Origin of the sequence: Gordonia sp. UBA5067, from assembly GCF_002414845.1 — a bacterium.
GTDB classification, from domain to species: domain Bacteria; phylum Actinomycetota; class Actinomycetes; order Mycobacteriales; family Mycobacteriaceae; genus Gordonia; species Gordonia defluvii.
This window is the reverse complement of the sequence record NZ_DIAX01000085.1, coordinates 49,534-68,295: the sequence shown is the minus strand read 5'-3', so window position 1 is coordinate 68,295 and position 18,762 is coordinate 49,534. Positions and strand designations below refer to the sequence as shown.

Annotated in this window: 17 protein-coding genes and 1 tRNA gene; 4 read left to right on the top strand and 14 right to left on the bottom strand. The window is 68.4% G+C overall.

Annotated features, from left to right (window positions below; all coding sequences use genetic code 11):
- Positions 1–4: 4 nt before the first annotated feature.
- On the bottom strand, positions 5–961 hold the full coding sequence (locus B4M62_RS14160; RefSeq protein WP_414651856.1) for a prephenate dehydrogenase: 957 nt from the start codon (positions 959–961) through the stop codon (positions 5–7).
- 63 nt (positions 962–1,024) lie between these two features.
- Between B4M62_RS14160 and B4M62_RS14155 the strand changes: the two genes are divergently transcribed.
- The 4 genes from B4M62_RS14155 to B4M62_RS14140 all read left to right on the top strand — a co-directional run bounded on the left by B4M62_RS14155 (position 1,025) and on the right by B4M62_RS14140 (position 2,506).
- Positions 1,025–1,543 carry a tRNA adenosine deaminase-associated protein gene (locus tag B4M62_RS14155; protein WP_290714183.1) on the top strand — a complete coding sequence of 173 codons (519 nt, stop codon included), beginning with the start codon at positions 1,025–1,027 and terminating at the stop codon, positions 1,541–1,543.
- A 3-nt stretch (positions 1,544–1,546) separates the two neighbouring features.
- Positions 1,547–2,026, top strand: coding sequence for a nucleoside deaminase (locus B4M62_RS14150; RefSeq protein ID WP_290714181.1), 480 nt, complete (start codon positions 1,547–1,549; stop codon positions 2,024–2,026).
- 78 nt (positions 2,027–2,104) lie between these two features.
- Positions 2,105–2,323 carry a hypothetical protein gene (locus B4M62_RS14145; protein WP_290714179.1) on the top strand — a complete coding sequence of 73 codons (219 nt, stop codon included), beginning with the start codon at positions 2,105–2,107 and terminating at the stop codon, positions 2,321–2,323.
- 95 nt (positions 2,324–2,418) lie between these two features.
- Positions 2,419–2,506, top strand: a tRNA-Ser gene (locus B4M62_RS14140).
- A 62-nt stretch (positions 2,507–2,568) separates the two neighbouring features.
- Here the strand turns inward: B4M62_RS14140 and B4M62_RS14135 are convergent.
- From B4M62_RS14135 to B4M62_RS14075, 13 genes are all read right to left on the bottom strand, one after another.
- Positions 2,569–3,585, bottom strand: a complete 1,017-nt coding sequence (locus B4M62_RS14135; protein WP_290714177.1) for a zinc-dependent alcohol dehydrogenase family protein — start codon at positions 3,583–3,585, stop codon at positions 2,569–2,571.
- Positions 3,586–3,685: 100 nt separating this feature from the next.
- The gene (gene nuoN / locus B4M62_RS14130) at positions 3,686–5,308 is read right to left on the bottom strand and encodes an NADH-quinone oxidoreductase subunit NuoN (protein WP_290714230.1); all 1,623 of its coding nucleotides are present in this window, start codon (positions 5,306–5,308) and stop codon (positions 3,686–3,688) included.
- 23 nt (positions 5,309–5,331) lie between these two features.
- On the bottom strand, positions 5,332–6,978 hold the full coding sequence (locus B4M62_RS14125; RefSeq protein WP_290714175.1) for an NADH-quinone oxidoreductase subunit M: 1,647 nt from the start codon (positions 6,976–6,978) through the stop codon (positions 5,332–5,334).
- Positions 6,975–8,876, bottom strand: coding sequence for an NADH-quinone oxidoreductase subunit L (gene nuoL, locus B4M62_RS14120; protein WP_290714173.1), 1,902 nt, complete (start codon positions 8,874–8,876; stop codon positions 6,975–6,977). Before nuoL ends, B4M62_RS14125 begins: the two co-directional genes overlap by 4 nt.
- 7 nt (positions 8,877–8,883) lie before the next feature.
- The gene (gene nuoK, locus B4M62_RS14115; RefSeq protein WP_290714171.1) at positions 8,884–9,183 is read right to left on the bottom strand and encodes an NADH-quinone oxidoreductase subunit NuoK; all 300 of its coding nucleotides are present in this window, start codon (positions 9,181–9,183) and stop codon (positions 8,884–8,886) included.
- Positions 9,180–9,971 carry an NADH-quinone oxidoreductase subunit J gene (locus tag B4M62_RS14110; protein WP_290714169.1) on the bottom strand — a complete coding sequence of 264 codons (792 nt, stop codon included), beginning with the start codon at positions 9,969–9,971 and terminating at the stop codon, positions 9,180–9,182. The genes nuoK and B4M62_RS14110 overlap by 4 nt, the downstream gene beginning before the upstream one ends.
- Positions 9,968–10,528, bottom strand: coding sequence for an NADH-quinone oxidoreductase subunit NuoI (nuoI, locus tag B4M62_RS14105; protein ID WP_290714167.1), 561 nt, complete (start codon positions 10,526–10,528; stop codon positions 9,968–9,970). The genes B4M62_RS14110 and nuoI overlap by 4 nt, the downstream gene beginning before the upstream one ends.
- Positions 10,521–11,795, bottom strand: a complete 1,275-nt coding sequence (gene nuoH, locus B4M62_RS14100) for an NADH-quinone oxidoreductase subunit NuoH (protein ID WP_290714165.1) — start codon at positions 11,793–11,795, stop codon at positions 10,521–10,523. Before nuoH ends, nuoI begins: the two co-directional genes overlap by 8 nt.
- Entirely contained in the window at positions 11,792–14,161 is a 2,370-nt protein-coding gene (locus B4M62_RS14095; protein ID WP_290714163.1) for an NADH-quinone oxidoreductase subunit G, read from the bottom strand. The genes nuoH and B4M62_RS14095 overlap by 4 nt, the downstream gene beginning before the upstream one ends.
- The gene (gene nuoF / locus B4M62_RS14090; RefSeq protein WP_290714161.1) at positions 14,158–16,215 is read right to left on the bottom strand and encodes an NADH-quinone oxidoreductase subunit NuoF; all 2,058 of its coding nucleotides are present in this window, start codon (positions 16,213–16,215) and stop codon (positions 14,158–14,160) included. The genes B4M62_RS14095 and nuoF overlap by 4 nt, the downstream gene beginning before the upstream one ends.
- Positions 16,212–17,516 carry an NADH-quinone oxidoreductase subunit D gene (locus B4M62_RS14085; RefSeq protein ID WP_290714159.1) on the bottom strand — a complete coding sequence of 435 codons (1,305 nt, stop codon included), beginning with the start codon at positions 17,514–17,516 and terminating at the stop codon, positions 16,212–16,214. Before B4M62_RS14085 ends, nuoF begins: the two co-directional genes overlap by 4 nt.
- Complete coding sequence (locus B4M62_RS14080) at positions 17,516–18,208, bottom strand: NADH-quinone oxidoreductase subunit C (protein ID WP_290714157.1); 693 nt, start codon at positions 18,206–18,208, stop codon at positions 17,516–17,518. The genes B4M62_RS14085 and B4M62_RS14080 overlap by 1 nt, the downstream gene beginning before the upstream one ends.
- The gene (locus tag B4M62_RS14075; protein WP_290714155.1) at positions 18,205–18,759 is read right to left on the bottom strand and encodes a NuoB/complex I 20 kDa subunit family protein; all 555 of its coding nucleotides are present in this window, start codon (positions 18,757–18,759) and stop codon (positions 18,205–18,207) included. The genes B4M62_RS14080 and B4M62_RS14075 overlap by 4 nt, the downstream gene beginning before the upstream one ends.
- Positions 18,760–18,762: the final 3 nt, after the last annotated feature.

Genomic DNA, 18,762 nt, shown 5'->3' with positions numbered 1-18,762 from the left:
CGCCTTAGCGCTGCCAGGTGCGGCCCAGGTGGCCCTGGCGCCGCATCTGCGCGGCCCAATCGGCCTCGCCCGGTTCGATACCGACGATGGGCGGCACCGGGGTGGTCGCCATCGCCTCGTAGGCGAGCCGGGCACGGTGACCGTCGTCGACGATGATCTCGACCGAACCGCTGTCGCGCAGGTCGTCGCGGGCTGCCACGAGGCGGTCGATGGTCTCGCTCAGTGTGTTCAGCAGTGCGATGCGGTTGGCCTCCAACATGGCGCGCTGTAACGCGGGGGCGGTGCCCGCAACCCGGGTGCCGTCGCGGAAGCTTCCCGCGGCCAGTCGCAGTGCGAGTCCGCTCTCCGCGGCGCCGACGGCAGCGGTCGCGTTCGCGGTCAGGTGTGGCAGGTGCGAGATGGCCGCGACAGCCCGGTCGTGCGCGTCGTTGGCGGCCGGGACGACCTGTGCGCCGCACCCGCGCGCAAGTGCGGCCACGGCCCGCCAGGCGTCGGGGTCGGTGTGGTCCTCGGTGGTCAGCATCCACATCGCCCCGGCGAACAGGTCGGGACCGGCCGCCGACCAACCCGATTGGCTCGTGCCGGCCATCGGGTGGCCGCCCACATAGCGCGCATCGGGGTGGTGGCGTGCGACGGCGGCGGCGACGGCGCCCTTGACGCTGATGACGTCGGTGAGCACGCATCCCGGAGCCAGCCGTGCGATGGTGGGCAGCAGCTCGTCGAGCGTGGTGACCGGCGTACTCACGACGATGAGCGCATCGTCGGCGGCGGCCCGGCGCAGCACCGCGTCGAGGTCGGTGTCGGCGTCGAAGCCATCCGCCCGCGCGGCGGCCGCACCCGCTTCGGACCGGTTGTATCCGAAGGCGGTGCGACCTCGGCGAACCGTCGCCTGCAGCAGCGAACCGCCGATGAGGCCGAGCCCCAACACACAAACCGTCGAGTGCGGTGAAGCAGTCACCAGTCCAGCCTGTCACATTGCGCGGAGGACTTGGGAACCGTGCCTGGTGCGACTACGGTGACCAGCATGGCTGCGAGCGCAAATGACTCCGAAGGCGACATCGATGGGTTCGCGGTCGCAGTCGTGCGGGAGGAGACGTCCTGGAAGGTGACGGCACTCAAATCGTCGGCACTGACCAACCTGGAGAATGCTGAGCGGCAGCTGCGCGATCTGCGTGCCGCAGGCGCGGTTTTCGGACTCCTCGACGTCGACGACGAGTTCTTCATCGTGCTGCGGCCGGCCCCAGGCGGGTCTCGGCTCCTCGTGTCCGACGCCACCGCGGCCCTCGACTACGATGTGGCGGCGGACGTGCTCGATGCCCTCAACATCGATATCCCCGACCTTGATCCCGATGATCTCGACGACATCGAGCCGTGGGGAGAGGGCGACCTCGGGGTGCTGTCCGACTTCGGTCTGCCCGATGCGGTGATGGCCGTCATCGTTTCCGACACCGACCTCTACGCCGATGAACAAATCGGCATGATCGCCGCCCGCCTCGGCTGCGCCGACGAGCTGAGCAAGGTACTCGACGCACTGGGCCACTAGCCCATGACGCCCCACGACGATGAGCAGCTCGTCCGGCTGGCGATCGCCGCCGCCGCCGAGTCGGGGCCCGATGATGTGCCGATCGGTGCCGTCGTCATCGACCCCGAGGGCTTCGAGATCGCCCGCGCCGGAAATCGCCGGGAAGCCGATGCTGATCCGTGCGGGCATGCGGAGATCCTCGCGCTGCGGGCGGCGGCGAGGGCGTTCGGCGACGGCTGGCGCCTGGGCGGTTGCACGATCGCGGTGACGGTTGAGCCGTGCACGATGTGCGCCGGGGCCATCGGGCTCGCCCGGATCGAGAAAGTCGTGTTCGGCGCGTGGGAGCCCAAGACCGGTGCCGTCGGATCGTTGTGGGACGTGCTGCGCGACCCCCGGTTGACGCACCGCCCACAGGTCCGCGGGGGTGTGCTCGCCGACGACTGCGTCGGGCTGCTCAAAGACTTCTTCGCTGGCCAGCGGGACCATGGAGCCCCATCGGGCTGAAATGTGGACGCGACCCGGTGGACGTGGCACATTAGGCGGGTCAGATCTGTACCAGACCCGTATTGAAGGAGCACCCGAATGTCTGATGCGAGCGACAAGGTCAACGAGGCCGTCAACGCCGCCAAGGAGAAGCTTGGTGACCTGGCCAACAACGAAAAGGTCAACGAGGTCGTCGAGGGCGCCAAGGAGAAGCTTGGTGACCTGGCCAGCAACGAAAAGGTCAACGAGGTCGTCGAGGGCGCCAAGGAGAAGTTCGGCGAGCTCAAGGACAAGCTGATGGGCGGCGGCGACAAGTAGGTCGCTGTCGCTGCGGCACCCGCCGCAGCACAATTCGGTACCGCAGGTGACCTGCCGATTTAGTGTCGACGGGTACCTGCGGTACAGTTTTTCGCGGTGGCGTGTCCGAGCGGCCGAAGGTGCAGCACTCGAAATGCTGTGTGCGGTAACCCCGTACCGGGGGTTCAAATCCCCCCGCCACCGCCGAAGGAACTCCCCCGTCTGTCCCAGGCGGGGGAGTTTTCGTGTCCCACTGGGGATCAGGGTTACGGGATCAGGAAGGCCTTGATCGCCTGCCGCTCATCCATCGCCCGGTACCCCTGCGCGACGTCGGCGAGGGGCAGCCGGAGGTCGAAGACCCGGCCGGGATGGAAATTGCCCGCGTAGGTGCGGCTGATCAGGTCGGGAAGGTAGTTGCGCACCGGTGCCGAGCCGCCTTGAAGACGGACGTGATTGCGGAACAGGCGGGCGATCGGCAGTGCGACGTCGTGCGGTACGCCGACGAATCCGACGCCACCACCCTGGCGGGCGCAGTCCAGGGCCGTGGTGAGCGACTCGTCGGTGCCGACGCATTCGGCGACGCTGTCCGCGCCGACCCCGCCGGTCATCTCCCGGACGCGTGCGACGGCTTCCGCGCCCCGCTCGGGGACCACATCGGTGGCGCCGAACTCGCGTGCCAAAACCTGGCGGTCCGCATGCCGAGACAACGCGATGATCCGTTCGGCGCCGAGTTCTTTGGCGGCGAGGACCGCCGACAGGCCGACGGCGCCGTCGCCGACAACGACCGTCGTGTGGCCGGGCGCGACCCCGGCCGCGCGGGCCGCGTACCACCCGGTGCCCATCACGTCCGAGAGTGCCAGCAAATCGGGAAGCATCTCGTCGGACGGTGTATCGGGCGTCGGGACCAGCGTTCCGTCAGCCAACGGAACCCGGATCGCCTCGGCTTGGCAGCCGAGCACGGGCGCGAGCTGCGCACAGCCCGACTGGTAGCCGGCACGGCAGTGTGGACACGTGTTGTCCGACGCGATGAAGGAGCCGATGACGAACTGGCCGGGCCGGACCGTGGTGACCGCGGTGCCGACCTCGCGGACGACGCCGACATACTCGTGTCCGATTGCCCAGGGCTCGTCGAACGTGTTAATTCCGCGGTACGGCCAGAGGTCGGAGCCGCACACACAGGTGGCCGATGTTTCGATGATTGCGTCGGTCGGTTCGACGATCGTCGGGTCGGGCAGGATTTCGGATCGAATGTCCCCGGGGGCATACAGGATCGTTCCGCGCATGTGTTCCACCTTAGGCGGCGTAGGCGCAGCTCGGCATCCGTCGACTGCGACCAAGGGCCACGGTCGACGGAATCCTGGGCACGGTCAACAGGACGGTGAACTAGCGGAGGAACGGCACCGCGGCATCGGTCAGGTTCAACAACCACTGCGGTGCAATGCCGAAACCCAGCGTGATCACAGCACACACGGCGATCGGCAGCGTCGTCGCCAGGCTTGGTTGGCGCACGTCGACGGACTGCCCGGGTTGACCCGCGGCCGTGTCCCCCGGCGCGGCGTCGGTGAAGAACATCGCGACGATCACGCGCAGATAAAAGTAGGCGGCGACGGCACTCGCGAGCACGCCGACGATGACCAGCGCCCATGCCCCGGATGCGCCGGCCGCGGCGAATACCACGAACTTGGCAACGAATCCCGTTGTCAACGGGATGCCGGCGAAGGCAAGCAGGAAGAGGGCGAACAATGCCCCGACGAGCGGTCGGCGCCGGCCGATCCCGGCCCACGAGGCGAAGTCGGTTGCCTCACGACCGGCGGCGTCCCGCACCACCGACAGCAGCGCGAAGCCGCCGAATGCCGAGAAGGCATAGGTCGCCAGGTAGAACAGCACGGCGGACAATCCGGCGGCGCTGAGCGCGATCACCCCGACCAGGATGAAGCCCGCGTGCACCATCGACGAGTACGCGAACATGCGCTTGATGTCGTCCTGGGTCACCGCCATGATCGTCGCGACGATCATGGTGGCGATCGCCACCACCCACAGCGCGGGTCGCCACTGGTCGGCCAGCGACCCGAACATCACGGTGAAGACGCGCGCGAGCGCGACGAAGGCCGCAATCTTCGTGGCCGAGGCCATGAACGCGGTGATCGGTGTCGGCGCACCTTGATAGACGTCGGGCACCCACGAACCGAACGGCACGGCGCCGACCTTGAACAGCAGTCCGACGGCCAGCAGCGCCAGTCCGATGAGTGCGAGGGTGACATCGGCAGAACCGGCGATCGTCGTGCCGGCGGCCGACAGCGACAGCGTACCGGTGGCGCCGTAGACGAAGGACGCGCCGAAGAGGAAGAAGGCCGAGGCGAACGCCCCGAGCAGAAAGTACTTCAGGGCCGCCTCCTGCGAGAGCAGCCGCCGGCGGCGAGCCAGCGCGCACAGGACGTAAAGCGGCAGCGAGAAGACCTCCAGGGCGATGAACATTGTCAAGAGGTCGCCGGCGGCGCCGAACAGCATCATGCCGCCGGTCGCGAACAGCGTCAGCGCGAACACCTCGGTCGTGAGTGAACCGGCGCGCCCAGCGGCCAGTTCGCCCTCCGATCCGGGCACGGTCGCGGCGGCCGGGGTGAACGGATCGGCGACTAGGTCGGCGTCGGAGCCGCCGGCGGCCGGGACGGCCGACGACACGGCGACCGGCGCCCAAACGGTGTCGAGCCGCCGCTCGCTGCACACCAGCACGGTGAGGATCGCGACGGCCACGATCGCGCCCTGGGCGAACAGTGCCGGACCGTCGAGGACCACCGCACCACTCATCGTCGTCCGTTTCGTGCCGCCGACGGCCAGCGCGATGACGCAGCCGAGCGCCGCGGTCAGCCCGGCCACGGACAGGACCAGTTGGGTACGCGAACGCCAGTGCCGGGGAAGAAATGCGTCGACGAGGACGGCGAGTACCGCAGTGCCGAAGACGACGAGCATGGGCGACAAGGCCCGGTAGTCGATGCTGGGTGCGACCATCGTCGCGGCGTAAAAGTCGGTGCTCACCGGTGTCCTCCCTGCGGCGGTTCGACGAGGGTGGGACCGGCGTGCCCCGGTGCCGCCGGCGGTGGGGCCACCGACACCGATCGGAGCGTGTGGTCGATGGCGGGGGTGATCGCATCCAGGGCGGGTCGCGGCCAGAAGCCGAGGACCACCAGGGCCGCGATCAGGGGGAACAAGACGACCCGCTGTCGACGGTCGAGGTCGCCGATCCGGTCCACCCCGGGTCCGGCCGGCCCGCCCATCATGCGCTGGTAGGTCCACAGGATGTATACGGCGGAGCCGACGAGCGCGATGGTCGCCACGACCGCGACCACGGGGTAGCGCCCGAAGCTGCCGATCATGACCAAGAACTCGGAGACGAACGGCGCCAGCCCCGGGAGCGATAGCGTCGCGAGACCGGCGATGAGGAATACCCCCGACAGCACCGGGGCCACCTTCTGCACGCCACCGAAGTCGGCGATACTCCTGGTGCCGTGCTTACTCGTCAGGAACCCGGCCACCAAGAACAGGGCAGCGGTCGAGATCCCGTGGTTGAGCATGTACAGGGCCGCGCCCGCCTGTGACTGCGGGGAGAGCGCGAAGACGCCGAGAACGATGAAACCGAAATGCGAAATCGACGTGTATGCGATGAGCCGCATCAGGTCGGTCTGCGCGATCGCGAGAAGCAACCCGTAGACAATGCTGACCACGGCTAGCACCGTGATCCACGGTGCGAACTCCTTCGCGGTGTCACCGAACAGCTCGACGACGAAACGCAACATCGCGAACGTGCCGACTTTGTCCATGACGGCCATCATCAGCACGCCCGTCGACGGGGTGCCGGCCACGGCGGCGTCGGGGAGCCAGGCATGCAGCGGCCACACCGGCGCCTTGACCGCGAATGCGAAGAGAAAAGCTCCGCAGATAGCGAGGCCGGCCGGACCGCCGACGTCGACCTTGCCGTCGGCGATCGCCGCGGTGATTTCGCTGAGCCCGAAACTTCCGCGGCCGTCCTCCCCGAGTCGGGCCCGTGCGGTCAAGGCGAACAGGCCGATCACACCGGCCAGCATGATCAACCCGCCAAGAAGGTTGTACAGCAAGAACTTCAATGCCGCGCGGGCACGGAGCGCGCGATCAAGCTGACCCCAGCCGCCGACGAGGAAGTACATGGGGATGAGCATCGCCTCGAACACGAGGTAGAACAGCAGGATGTCGGTGGCGACGAAACTGAGCAGCACCATCGCCTGCACCGCGAGCGTGAGGGCGACGTAGATCCGTGGGTCGCCCTGGCTGGCATCGATGGCGTGCCACGCACCGAGCAGCAACAGGGGGACCAGGGCCGTGGTGAGCAGAACCAGCACCAGGCCCACACCGTCTAGACCGAGTTCGTAGCGCGCACCGATCGCCGGAATCCACCGGTGGGACTCGGTGAGGCCGAACCGGGTGCCGGGACTGCCGGGGAAGGCGACGGCCATCGCGATCGACCAGCCGAGCGTGACCAGTGAAACGGCCACCCCGGCCTGGAGCGAGCGTCCCTGCCGACGATCCTGCCCCGCCGACTCGGCTACCGCGCCGACCTGTCCGGGTCCGGCCGGGAGAAGCGCGACGGCGATCGCGCCGACCGCCGGCACCAGCCACAGGACCGTCAACCACGGGAGCGACGTCATAGGTTCACCGCCAGAATCACCGCGGCGATGATCACCGCGCCGGACAGGATCGACAGCGCATACGACCGGACGTAGCCGTTCTGGGTGCGCCGCAACAGTTGCGAGCCGCCGTTGACGCTGCGGGCGACCCCCGTTTCGGCACCGGCGAACCCGCGGTCCTCGACGACCCGCAGGGCCGCGGTCAGCTGCTGACCGGGGACCATGAGGACGGCTTCGTTGAACCGGTCGCCGTAGAGGTCGGCGCGTGCGGCGCGGGTGAAGGGCGAGCCGGCCGGTGCGGTGTGCGGCACCGATTCGCGATACCTGCGCCAGGCGACCGCGGCGCCCACCGCGACGACGGCCAGCACGCCAACGCTGATCAACCAGGCCGGCACCGGCAATTCGTGGTGGGCACTGCCGGTGATCGGGGACAACCAGTGCGACAGGCGGCCCCCGGCGACGAACAGCGCTCCGGCCCCGACCGAACCGAAGGCGAGCACAATCATCGGGCCGGTCATCGACGGCGGCGCCTCATGGGGGTGCGGCAACTCGCCCGACTGGCCCGCTCGCCAGCGCGGCTCACCGAAGAACGTCATCACCATCACCCTGGTCATGTAGAAAGCGGTCAGCCCGGCCCCGAGCACCATGGCGATGCCCAGGACGGGGCCGCGCACCGGGCCGGCCGCGAACGCCGCCTCAATGATGTGGTCCTTGGTGAAGAAGCCGGCCAGCGGTGGAATCCCGATAATGGCGAGGTAGGCCAGCCCGAAGGTGGCGAAGGTGATGGGCATGGCCGTGCGGAGCCCGCCGTAGCGGCGCATATCGGTCTCGTCGTCCATCGCGTGCATCACCGCACCGGAACCGAGGAACAGGCCGGCCTTGAAGAACCCGTGCGCCAACAGATGCGCGATCGCGAGCACATAGCCGGCCGGCCCGAGTCCGGCCGCCACCACCATGTAGCCGATCTGGCTCATCGTCGACGCGGCCAGGGCCTTCTTGATGTCGTCTTTGGCACAGCCGATGATCGCGCCGAACACCAGTGTCACCGCACCGACGATGACGACGATGGTCTGCGCGGTGGGGGCATGGTCGAAGACCGGTCCCGACCGCACGATCAGGTAGACGCCGGCGGTGACCATCGTGGCGGCGTGGATGAGTGCCGACACCGGCGTCGGGCCCTCCATTGCGTCGCCCAGCCAGGATTGCAGTGGAACCTGCGCCGACTTGGCGCACGCGGCCAGCAGGAGCATCAGGCCGAGGGCGGTGAGGGTCGATTCGTGGGCGGTCGCGGTGGCGGCCAGTACGTCGGAGACGCGGAAGGAGCCGAAGTTGGTGAAGATGATCATGAGCGCCACGACGAAGCCGATGTCGCCGACCCGGTTGACCACGAACGCCTTTTTTGCCGCGGTGGCCGCGGAGCGCTTGTACTGCCAGAAGCCGATGAGCAGGTACGACGCGAGGCCGACGCCCTCCCAGCCGGCGTACATCAGCACATAGTTGTCGGCGAGGACCAAGACGAGCATCGCGGCGACGAACAGGTTGAGGTAGGAGAAGAAGCGGCGCCGATCGGGGTCGTGCGCCATGTAGCCGATCGAATAAATGTGGATCAATAGCCCGACGCCGGTGATTAGCAGTGCGAAGCAGATCGACAATTGGTCCAGGCGCAGCGCCGCATCGACCTGCAATCGGTCGACGGGGATCCACGAGTACAGGGTCGCGGTGATCGGCCGGTCCACCTCGTCCCGCCGCAGCATTCGCCACCACAGCGTCGCGGTGAGGAGGAAGGAACCGGCGACGAGAGTCGTCGAGAGCACGTGGCCCCAGCGATCGGCGCGACGGCCGGCGATCAGTGTGAGGCCGGCGCCGAGTGCGGGTAGCCCGGGAATCAGGCTCAGCAGTTGGACAGACGTGTTGCTCATCGGCCGATCACCGGGCCAGCAGATTCGCGTCGTCGACCGAGGCCGAGCGCCTGGTCCGGTAGATGGTCATGATGATCGCAAGGCCGACGACCACTTCGGCCGCGGCAACGACCATGGTGAAGAAGGCGATGGTCTGACCGTCGAGCGTGCCGTGCATGCGGGCAAAGGTGACGAACGAGAGATTTGCGGCGTTGAGCATGAGCTCCACGCACATGAAGACGACGATAGCGTTGCGTCGCAACAAAACTCCCGCAGCGCCGATGGTGAACATCAGCGCCGCGACGTAGAGGTAGTTCGCCGGGTTCACCGGTCCTCCTTTTCGATCGCGTGATCCTCCTCGATCGCTGCGCCGCCGCCGAGGGTCCGGTTCACCGACAGATGGGACGGCGAGCCGTCGGGAAGGCGGGCGGGGACGTCCACGGCGTTGTGACGGGCGAATACGCCGGAGGCGGGCAGTGGGGTCGGCGGCACCGGAGAATCGGCGCGGAAGCGGGCGATGGACAGCTCCCGCTGGGTGGGCCGCGCGGCGATGCGCGGACGATGGGCCAGCACCATGGCGCCGAGGGTCGCGGTGATCAACAGGGCGCCGGTCAACTCGAAGGCCCACAGGTACCGGCCGAAGATCAACTGGGCGAGTTCGACGATGGCCTCGTTGCCGCCGGTCTCGGAACCGAACCCGACGAAGGTCGCCAGGGCCGCCTGGGCGATTCCCGCAATCAGCAGCACACCGAACCCCAGGCCCAGCCCGACGGCGACCAACCGTTGCCCGCGGATTGTTTCCACCAGTGAATCGGCCGAGTCGACGCCGATCAGCATGATGACGAACAGGAACAGCATCATCACTGCGCCGGTGTAGACGACGATCTGCACGACACCCAGGAACAACGCACCCTGCGCGATATAGAACACCGCCAGGATCAGCATCGTCATCGCGAGGAACATCGCCGAGTACACCGCTTTCGGTGAGCAGACGACACCGAGTGCGCCGAGGATCACCACGACGGCCAGCACCCAGAACTGGACTGATTCGCCGGTAGAGGTATGGGTCAGCTCAGCGGCGAGACTGATGCCCGTCGCACTCAACGCCCCGGTCATCGGGGTTTCTCCGCGGAATCCTGGGTATCGGTATCGGCTGCTTGGCGGGGTTCCCCGGCCCGGCCGGCCCGGCCCAAGTAGTAGTCGACCGCGCGCGCCGGTTTGCGCTGCGGTGTCGGCTCGGCGCCGGGCGCCGGGGGAGCCAGGAGCCGGTCCTTTTCGTAGATGAGGTCGGCGCGGTTGTCGTCGGCCATCTCGAACTCGGCGGTCATCGTCAGCGCCCGAGTGGGGCACGCCTCGATACACAGGCCGCAGCCGATGCAACGCAGGTAGTTGATCTGGTAGACGCGCCCATACCGCTCGGCCGGGGAATAGCGCTCCTCGTCGTTGTTCTGGGCGCCCTCGACGAAGATGGCGTCCGCGGGGCACGCCCACGCGCACAACTCGCAGCCGATGCATTTCTCCAGGCCATCGTCGTAGCGGTTGAGTTGGTGGCGGCCGTGGAAGCGGGCCGCTATCGGGGGCTGCTCCTCGGGGTACTGCTCGGTGATGGGCTCGCGGAACATACCGCGGAACATGACGCCGAAGCCGGCGATCGGTTTGCCGAAGTCAGGCATGGGTCACCTCCGTGGCGGGAGTGCCCGCCGGTCCACCGGCCGACGCGCCGGGCGGGAGCGGCGGCACGGGGTACGCGCCGTCGAGGACCGGGCCGGTGGGCCGCGCGGGTGCGACGGCGTCCCGGGGTGCGCGCATCGCCCGAGTGATCCCGCCCACCAGAGCGATGGCGGCGAGGACGCCGGCACCAACGAGGATCAGGGTCCGCGCGGTATCGCCGGCGTTCAGGGTCGCCGCGCGGATCAGCGCGACAATCATCACCCACGACAACGACGCCGGGATGAGCACCCGCCAGCCCAGTCCCATGAACTGGTCGTAACGCAGGCGGGGCAGCGTCGTGCGCAGCCAGATGAAGACGAATAGGAATACCCACACCTTGGCGACGAACCACAGCACGGGCAGCCAACCCGAGTTCGCCCCCGGGATGAGGCTCAGCGGCCACGGGGCCATCCACCCGCCGAGGAAGAGCGTGGTCGCCAGGGCGGCGACCGTCGTCATGTTGACGTACTCGGCGAGCATGAACATCGCGAACTTCAGCGAGGAATACTCGGTGTGGAAACCGCCGACCAGCTCGCCCTCCGCCTCGGGCAGGTCGAACGGTGCCCGATTCGTCTCGCCGACCATCGAAATCGCGTAGATGATGAACGACGGCAGCAGCAGCAGGATGTACCAGTGGTGGTGCTGGCTGCCGATGATCTCCGACGTCGACATGGTCGACGAGAGGAGGAAGACGGCGGCGAAGCACAGGCCCATGGCGATCTCGTAGGAGATCACCTGGGCGGTGGAGCGCAGCCCGCCCAACAGCGGATAGGTGCTTCCCGACGACCAGCCGGCCAGCACAATCCCGTATACGCCGATGGAGGTGATGGCGAGGATGTACAGCACGGCGACCGGCAGGTCGGTCAACTGCAACGGCGTGTGGTGCCCGAGAACTGACACCGACGGGCCGAACGGAATGACCGCGAAGGCGGTGAACGCGGGGATGACCGCGATCATCGGGGCGAGCAGATAGATGGGTTTGTCGACGCCGGCCGGGGTCAGCCCCTCCTTGAGGGCGAGCTTCACCCCGTCGGCGAGGCTTTGCAGCGCCCCGTGCCAGCCGACCCGGTTGGGGCCGTACCGCCGCTGCATGCGAGCCATGATCTTGCGCTCGGCCAGGATTGCCGCGAGCACGGTCAGAACCAGAAAGGCGAAGACGGCGATCGCCTTCGCGATCACCAGCCACCACGGGTCGTGACCGAAGGAGTTCAGGGTCGGGAAATCGATCACTGGGGCACCTCCTCACCGGAGAGGGCGACGACGTCGCCGGGGCGGGCGCCCAGCTGGGGGTAGATGCGCGAGCCGGGCGAGTTCATGGGCAGCCACACTGTGCCGTCGGGCATGTCGGTGATGGTGAGCGGCAGCGTCACCGAGCCGGTGCGGCCGGTGACGGTCAGTGACTGGCCGTCGGCGGCGCCCACCTGCGCCGCGGTGGCCGCCGACAGTCGGGCGACCGGGGCATGCGCCGTGGCCGCAAGGTTCGGCTCGCCGTCCTGCAGCCGCCCGCAGTCCAGCAGCAGGCGCCAGCTGGACAGGAGCGCATGACCGGTGGCGGGGACCACCGGCGCCGGGCTCGGAGCGGCCGGCAGATCCGCCCGTCGGCCCGCCCAGGCGCCCATGCGCTGCAGTTCGGTGTGGACCGCGTCGACACTGTCGCAGCCCAGGGCGATGCCGGACTCGGCGGCGAGTGCGGTGAGCACCCGGTGGTCCGGCAGGCGCCCACCGCCGTCGACCGATGGGGTGAACGGGCGCGGCCGTCCCTCCCAGTCGACGTAGGTGCCCGGCTTCTCGGCCGCCGCGGCCACCGGGAACACCACGTCGGCGTGCTCGGTGACGATACTTCGCCGCTGTTCCAGACTGATGACGAACGCGGCGGCGCCCAGGGCGGCGCGGGCCGTCTCAACGTCGGGCAGGTCTTCGATTTCGACGCCGCCGACAACCAGCGTGTCGAGTCGTTGCCCGGCGAGAGCGTCCAGAATCGACGGCGTCGCGCGACCGAGGTGGTCGGGCAGGTCCGCCACCTCCCACACGGCGGCGATCTCGGCTCGGGCCTCGGCATCAGCGACCGGCCGGCCGCCGGGCAACAGGTTCGGCAGCGCGCCGACGTCGGCGGCCCCGCGCTCACCGGCCCGGCGCGGCACCCAGGCGAGGCGGGCGCCCGTGTGTTCGGCAACGGTGGCCGCGACGGTCAGCGCCCCGGGGCTCAGGGCGAGCCGCTCGCCGAGGAGCAGGATGGCCCCCGGCGTGGCGAGCAGATCCTGGGTGGCCGGGTCAGCGAGGACGACCGCCTCGCCGCCGGGCAGGCAATCGATACGGGTGCCGTCCAGCTTGGCCAGCCCGCGCGAGGTCCAGGGTGCGACCGAATGTACCGCCGTGCCCGACCGGATCGCCCGGCGCAGGCGCACGAAGATCATCGGCGACTCTTCTTCGGGCTCGAGTCCGGCCAGGACTACTACGGGCGCCGCGACGAGATCAGCGTAGGTGACCGCCATCCCCGCCCCCGCGACCTGATGGGCGAGGAATGCGGTCTCCTCGTCGCTGCACCCCCGGGCCCGGAAGTCGATGTCGTTGGTACCCAACACTGTGCGGGCGAATTTGCTGTACGCGTAGGCGTCCTCGACGGTCGCGCGACCGCCCACCAGCACGGCGGCGCGGGTGCCGGCCAGACCCGCCGCGGCCGTTGCCAGCGCGTGCGGCCACGACGCCGGACGCAACTGCCCGTCGGGGTCGCGCACCAGCGGCGTCGTCAGCCGGTCCGGCAGCGTCGCATACGCAAAGGCCCATCGGCCCTTGTCGCAGTTCCACTCCTCGTTGACCTGCGGGTCGTCGCCGGCGAGGCGCCGCAGCACCTTTCCGCGACGCTCATCGGTCCGTTGGGCGCAGCCACTCGCGCAGTGCTCGCACACGCTCGGTGTGGATGCGAGGTCGAAGGGGCGGGCACGGAAGCGGTAGGTGGTGTTGGTGAGTGCGCCAACCGGACAGATCTGCACGGTATTGCCGGAGAAGTAGGAGTCGAATGGATCGTCCTCGTAGATGCTGACCTGTTGCAGCGCGCCCCGGTCGGCGAGATCGATCAACTGGTCGCCGGCAATTTCGCTCGCGAATCGGCTGCAGCGGGCGCACATCACGCAGCGCTCGCGGTTGAGTAGCACCTCGGCCGACAGGTGTACCGGCTTGGTGAAGCGCCGCTTGGCGCCCTCGAACCGCGTATCGGGGCTGGCCGAGGTCATCGCCTGGTTCTGCAGGGGGCATTCGCCGCCCTTGTCGCAGGTCGGGCAGTCCAGCGGATGGTTGATGAGCAACAGCTCCATCACCCCGTGCTGGGCGCGTGCCGCGGCGGCCGAGGTGGCCTGCGTGCGCACGACCATGTCGGCGGCGACGACAGTGGTGCACGATGCCATCGGTTTGCGCTGCCCCGCCACGTCGACGAGGCATTGCCGGCAGGCGCCGACCGGGTCGAGGAGGGGATGGTCGCAAAAGCGCGGGATCTCGATGCCCGCCATCTCCGCGGCACGGATCACCAGGGTGCCCTTGGGCACGGTGATCGGGCGTCCGTCGATCGTGAGGGTGATCAGCCCGGTCTCCACCGTCGTCACCGGCCCGTCCTCCCTTCGGGGGATCGCCCATATGTCACCGACGCCGCCGGGTCGAACGGGCAGTGCCCCAACCGTGCGTGTTCGAGGTATTCGTCGCGGAACAGGCTGAGCGAGGAGGTGATTGGCGCCCCGGCGGCGTCGCCCAGTGCGCAGAACGCCTTCCCGACGATGCTGTCGGCGACATCGAGCAGTTTGTCGAGATCACCGGGCCGTCCCTGGCCGGCCTCGAGGCGTTCCATCAGCTGGACCAGCCAATAGGTGCCCTCGCGGCAGGGGGTGCACTTGCCGCAGGACTCGTGCTTGTAGAACTCGCTCCAGCGCAGTACGGCGCGCACGACGCAGGTCGTTTCATCGAAGAGTTGCAGAGCCTTGGTGCCCAGCATCGAACCGGCCTCGGCGACGCCTTCGTAGTCGAGTGGCACATCGAGGTGATCGGCGGCGAACAGCGGCGTCGACGATCCGCCGGGCGTCCAGAACTTCAGCCGGTGGCCGGCGCGCATTCCGCCGGCCAGATCGAGCAGTTCGCGCAGGGTGATGCCCAACGGCGCCTCGTACTGACCGGGATTGGCGACGTGCCCCGACAGTGAGTAGAGGGTGAAGCCGGGCGACTTCTCGGTGCCCATCTGCCGAAACCAGTCGGCGCTGTTGCGCAGGATCGCCGGCACACTCGCGATGGACTCGACATTGTTGACCACGGTGGGGCTGGCATACAGCCCGGCGACCGCCGGGAACGGCGGCCGCAGACGCGGCTGACCGCGACGGCCCTCGAGCGAGTCGAGGAGCGCGGTCTCCTCGCCGCAGATGTAGGCGCCCGCGCCGGCATGCACCACGAGGTCGAGATCAAAACTGGAGCCGAGGATGTTGCGCCCGAGCAGGCCTGCTTCGTAGGCCTGGGCGACGGCGTCGCGCAGGCGGGCGATCACTGACGCGACTTCGCCGCGCACGTAGATGAAGGCGAGGTTCGCGCGGATCGCATAGCTGGCGATGATCATTCCCTCGATCAGCGTGTGCGGCGAAGCGAGCATGAGGGGCATGTCCTTGCAGGTGCCCGGTTCGGACTCGTCGGCGTTCACCACGAGATAGTGCGGCTTACCCGGGCCGTCACCCTGTGGAATGAACGACCATTTCATCCCGACCGGGAAACCTGCGCCACCGCGCCCGCGGAGACCGGAGTTCTTCACGATCTCGATGACCTCGTCCGGCGGCAGGTCCAGCGCCGCACGCAGGCCGTGGTACCCGTTGTCGGCGCGATAGCTCGCCAGCGACCACGATTCGGGACGCTCCCAGTTTCGGCTCAGGACGGGGACGTTGGGGGATTCGGCGATCCGCTCGGCGAGGGTGAAGGGCGTGACCTCGTCGGCCGGCGGAGGCTCGGGGGTGTCGGTACCGGCGAGCAGGCGGGACACCTGCCGAAATGTGCACAGCGTCGGCATCCCCCGGCTGGGCGAGACCTCGACGCCGGCGCGTAGATCGTCGACGAGTTCGACGCTGCTCGCCGGGGACTGATCGTCGAAGAATTCCCAGTTGACCATGACGACCGGGGCAAAGTCGCAGGCCGCGTTGCACTCGACGTGCTCCAGCGTGATCCGGCCGTCGGCGGTCGTTTCGCCGGGCTCGATGCCCAGGTGTTCGCCCAGTGCTGCGAGGATCTCGTCACCGCCGAGTACCGCACAGGTGGTGTTGGTACAAACGCCGACGAGGTATTCCCCGGTCGGTTCGAGGCGGTACATCGAATAGAACGTCGCGACGGCCGCCACCTGGGCCCGCGTCATCCCCAATCGTGCTGCACAGAAACCGATTCCGGCTTTGGTGACGTAACCGTCGTGGGCTTGCACAAGATGGAGCAGGGGCAACAGTGCTGACCGCGGCTGCGGGTAGCGGGCAATGATTTCGGCGGCGTCGGCGGTCAGGGTCGCGGTGGCCTCGGCCGGGTAATCCGGCGGACCGTCGAAGGTGATCTGCGGATGTGGCTCGTTCGGTGCCTGACCGGGCAGCCCGAGGTCGACGGGCACCGGTCCGGAACCGGGCACCGCGGGATCGAGTTCGGTAGTCATCGGTCCACCCCTCCCATGACCGGGTCGATGCTGGCGACCGCGGTGATGACGTCGGCCACCATGCCGCCCTCGCACATCGCGGCCACCGCCTGCAGGTTCGTGAACGACGGATCGCGGAAGTGCACCCGGTAGGGGCGGGTGCCGCCGTCGGAGACGATGTGCACGCCGAGTTCGCCGCGCGGCGACTCGATCGCGGAGTAGCACTGGCCGGCCGGGACGCGGAAGCCCTCGGTGACCAGCTTGAAATGGTGGATCAGCGACTCCATCGACTGACCCATGATCTTGGCGATGTGCTCGGGTGAGTTGCCCAGCCCGTCCGGTCCCACTTGCAGATCGGCCGGCCACCCCAGCTTTCCGTTCTCGACGGTGACCGGTCCGGGCTCGGCGAGGCGCTCCACGCACTGGGCCGCGATGCGCAACGACTCGTGCATTTCGGCGACCCGGACCAGGTAGCGGCCGTAGGCGTCGCAGGTGTCGGCGACGGGAACCTCGAACTCGTAGGTCTCGTAGCCGCAGTACGGGGCCGCGCGGCGAAGGTCGTGGGGGAGCCCGGTGGATCGCAGGCACGGGCCGGTGATGCCCAGGGCCATGCACCCGGTCAGATCGAGGTAGCCGACGCCCTGGGTCCGCGCCTTCCAGATGTAGTTGTCGGTCAGCAGGGCCTCGACTTCGCCGATCTGCCCGGGCAGGACGTCGAGGACACCGCTGATCAGGTCGAGTGCACCGTCGGGAAGGTCCTGTGCGAGCCCGCCGGGGCGCACGTAGGCGTGATTCATCCGCAGGCCGGTGACCTCCTCGAAGACGTCGAGGATCGTCTCGCGCGCCGCGAAACCGAGGAACATCGGCGACATGGCGCCGAGTTCGAGCCCGCCGGTCGCCAGGGCCACCAGGTGCGACGAGATGCGGTTGAGTTCCATCAGCAGCACGCGGATGGTGGTCGCGCGGTGCGGGATGTCGTCGGTGATCCCCAGCAGCCGCTCGACGCCGAGGCAGTACGCAACCTCGTTGTGGAAGGGAGCCAGGTAGTCCATCCGCGTCACAAAGGTCACCCCCTGCGTCCAGGTGCGGTATTCGAGGTTCTTCTCGATGCCGGTGTGTAGGTAGCCGACACCACAGCGGGCCTCGGTGACCGTCTCACCGTCGATCTCCAGGATGAGGCGCAGCACCCCGTGCGTGGAGGGGTGCTGTGGACCCATGTTGACGACGATTCGCTCCTCGCCGGGCTCGGCGGCGGCGCGTTCGCGGACCGCGGCGACGACCTCGTCCCAGTCGCGGCCGGTGACTCCGATGGTGGCGCTCATCAGTGATAGGACCTCCGCCGATCCGGGGGTGCCACGGTGGTGCCCTTGTATTCGACCGGTACGCCACCGAGTGGGTAGTCCTTGCGCTGCGGGTGGCCCTCCCAGTCGTCGGGCATCTCGATGCGCGCCAGCGAGTGATGGCCGTCGAAGATGATCCCGAAGAAGTCGTAGGTCTCGCGCTCGTGCCAGTCGTTGGTCGGGTAGACGCGGCAGATGCTGGGGATGTGCGGATCGGCGTCGGGAGCGCAGACCTCCAGCCGGACGACGCGGTTGTGCGTGATCGACTGCAGCGGGTACACGGCGTGTAGTTCGCGGCCGGGATCGTCGGGGTAGTGCACGCCGCTCACCCCGCGGCACAACTCGAAGCGCAGGTCGGGCTCGTCGCGGGCGATACCGGCGACGATCGGCAGGCAGTCGCGGGCGACGAATACGGTCAGTTCGCCGACGTGGACCTGGGCGCCCTCGATTGCGGCATCGGGATTGACGTCGTGGCGCGCGAGGGCGGACCGCAGCGTGTCGAGGAGTTCATCGAAGTAGCCGCCGAACGGGGGTGCGGTGGTGCCGCCGAGTTCAACCTGCTGGACCAGACGGCCATAGCCGGAGGTGTCGCCGGCGCCGTCGGCGCCGAAGAGGCCGGTGCGGGTGCCGATTATCTCCGGGTGATCGTCGTGCTGCCTGCGGATGTCGCTCATCGCAGCAGCCCCTTGAATTCGATGGTTGGCCGGGATGCCAGCGCAGCCTGTTCGGCGGCGGCGATCGCCTCGGCCCGGTTGGCGCCCAGTGGCATCTCCTGGATCTTCTCGTGCAGCTTGAGGATCGCGTGGAGGAGCATTTCCGGGCGCGGCGGGCAGCCGGGGAGATAGATGTCGACGGGGACGACGTGGTCGACGCCCTGCACGATCGCGTAGTTATTGAACATGCCGCCCGACGAGGCGCAGACGCCCATGGCGAGCACCCACTTCGGCTCGGCCATCTGGTCGTAGATCTGACGCAGGACCGGTGCCATCTTCTGGCTGACCCGGCCCGCCACGATCATGAGATCAGCCTGTCGGGGGGAGGCGCGGAAGGCCTCCATGCCGAAGCGGGCCAGGTCGTAGCGGCCCGACGTCGTCGCCATCATCTCAATTGCGCAGCAGGCCAAACCGAACGTCGCCGGCCACAACGAGCCCTTGCGCATGTAGCCCGCGAGACCCTCGACGGTGCTCAGCAGGAAGCCGCTGGGGACCTGTTCCTCGATGCCCATCCG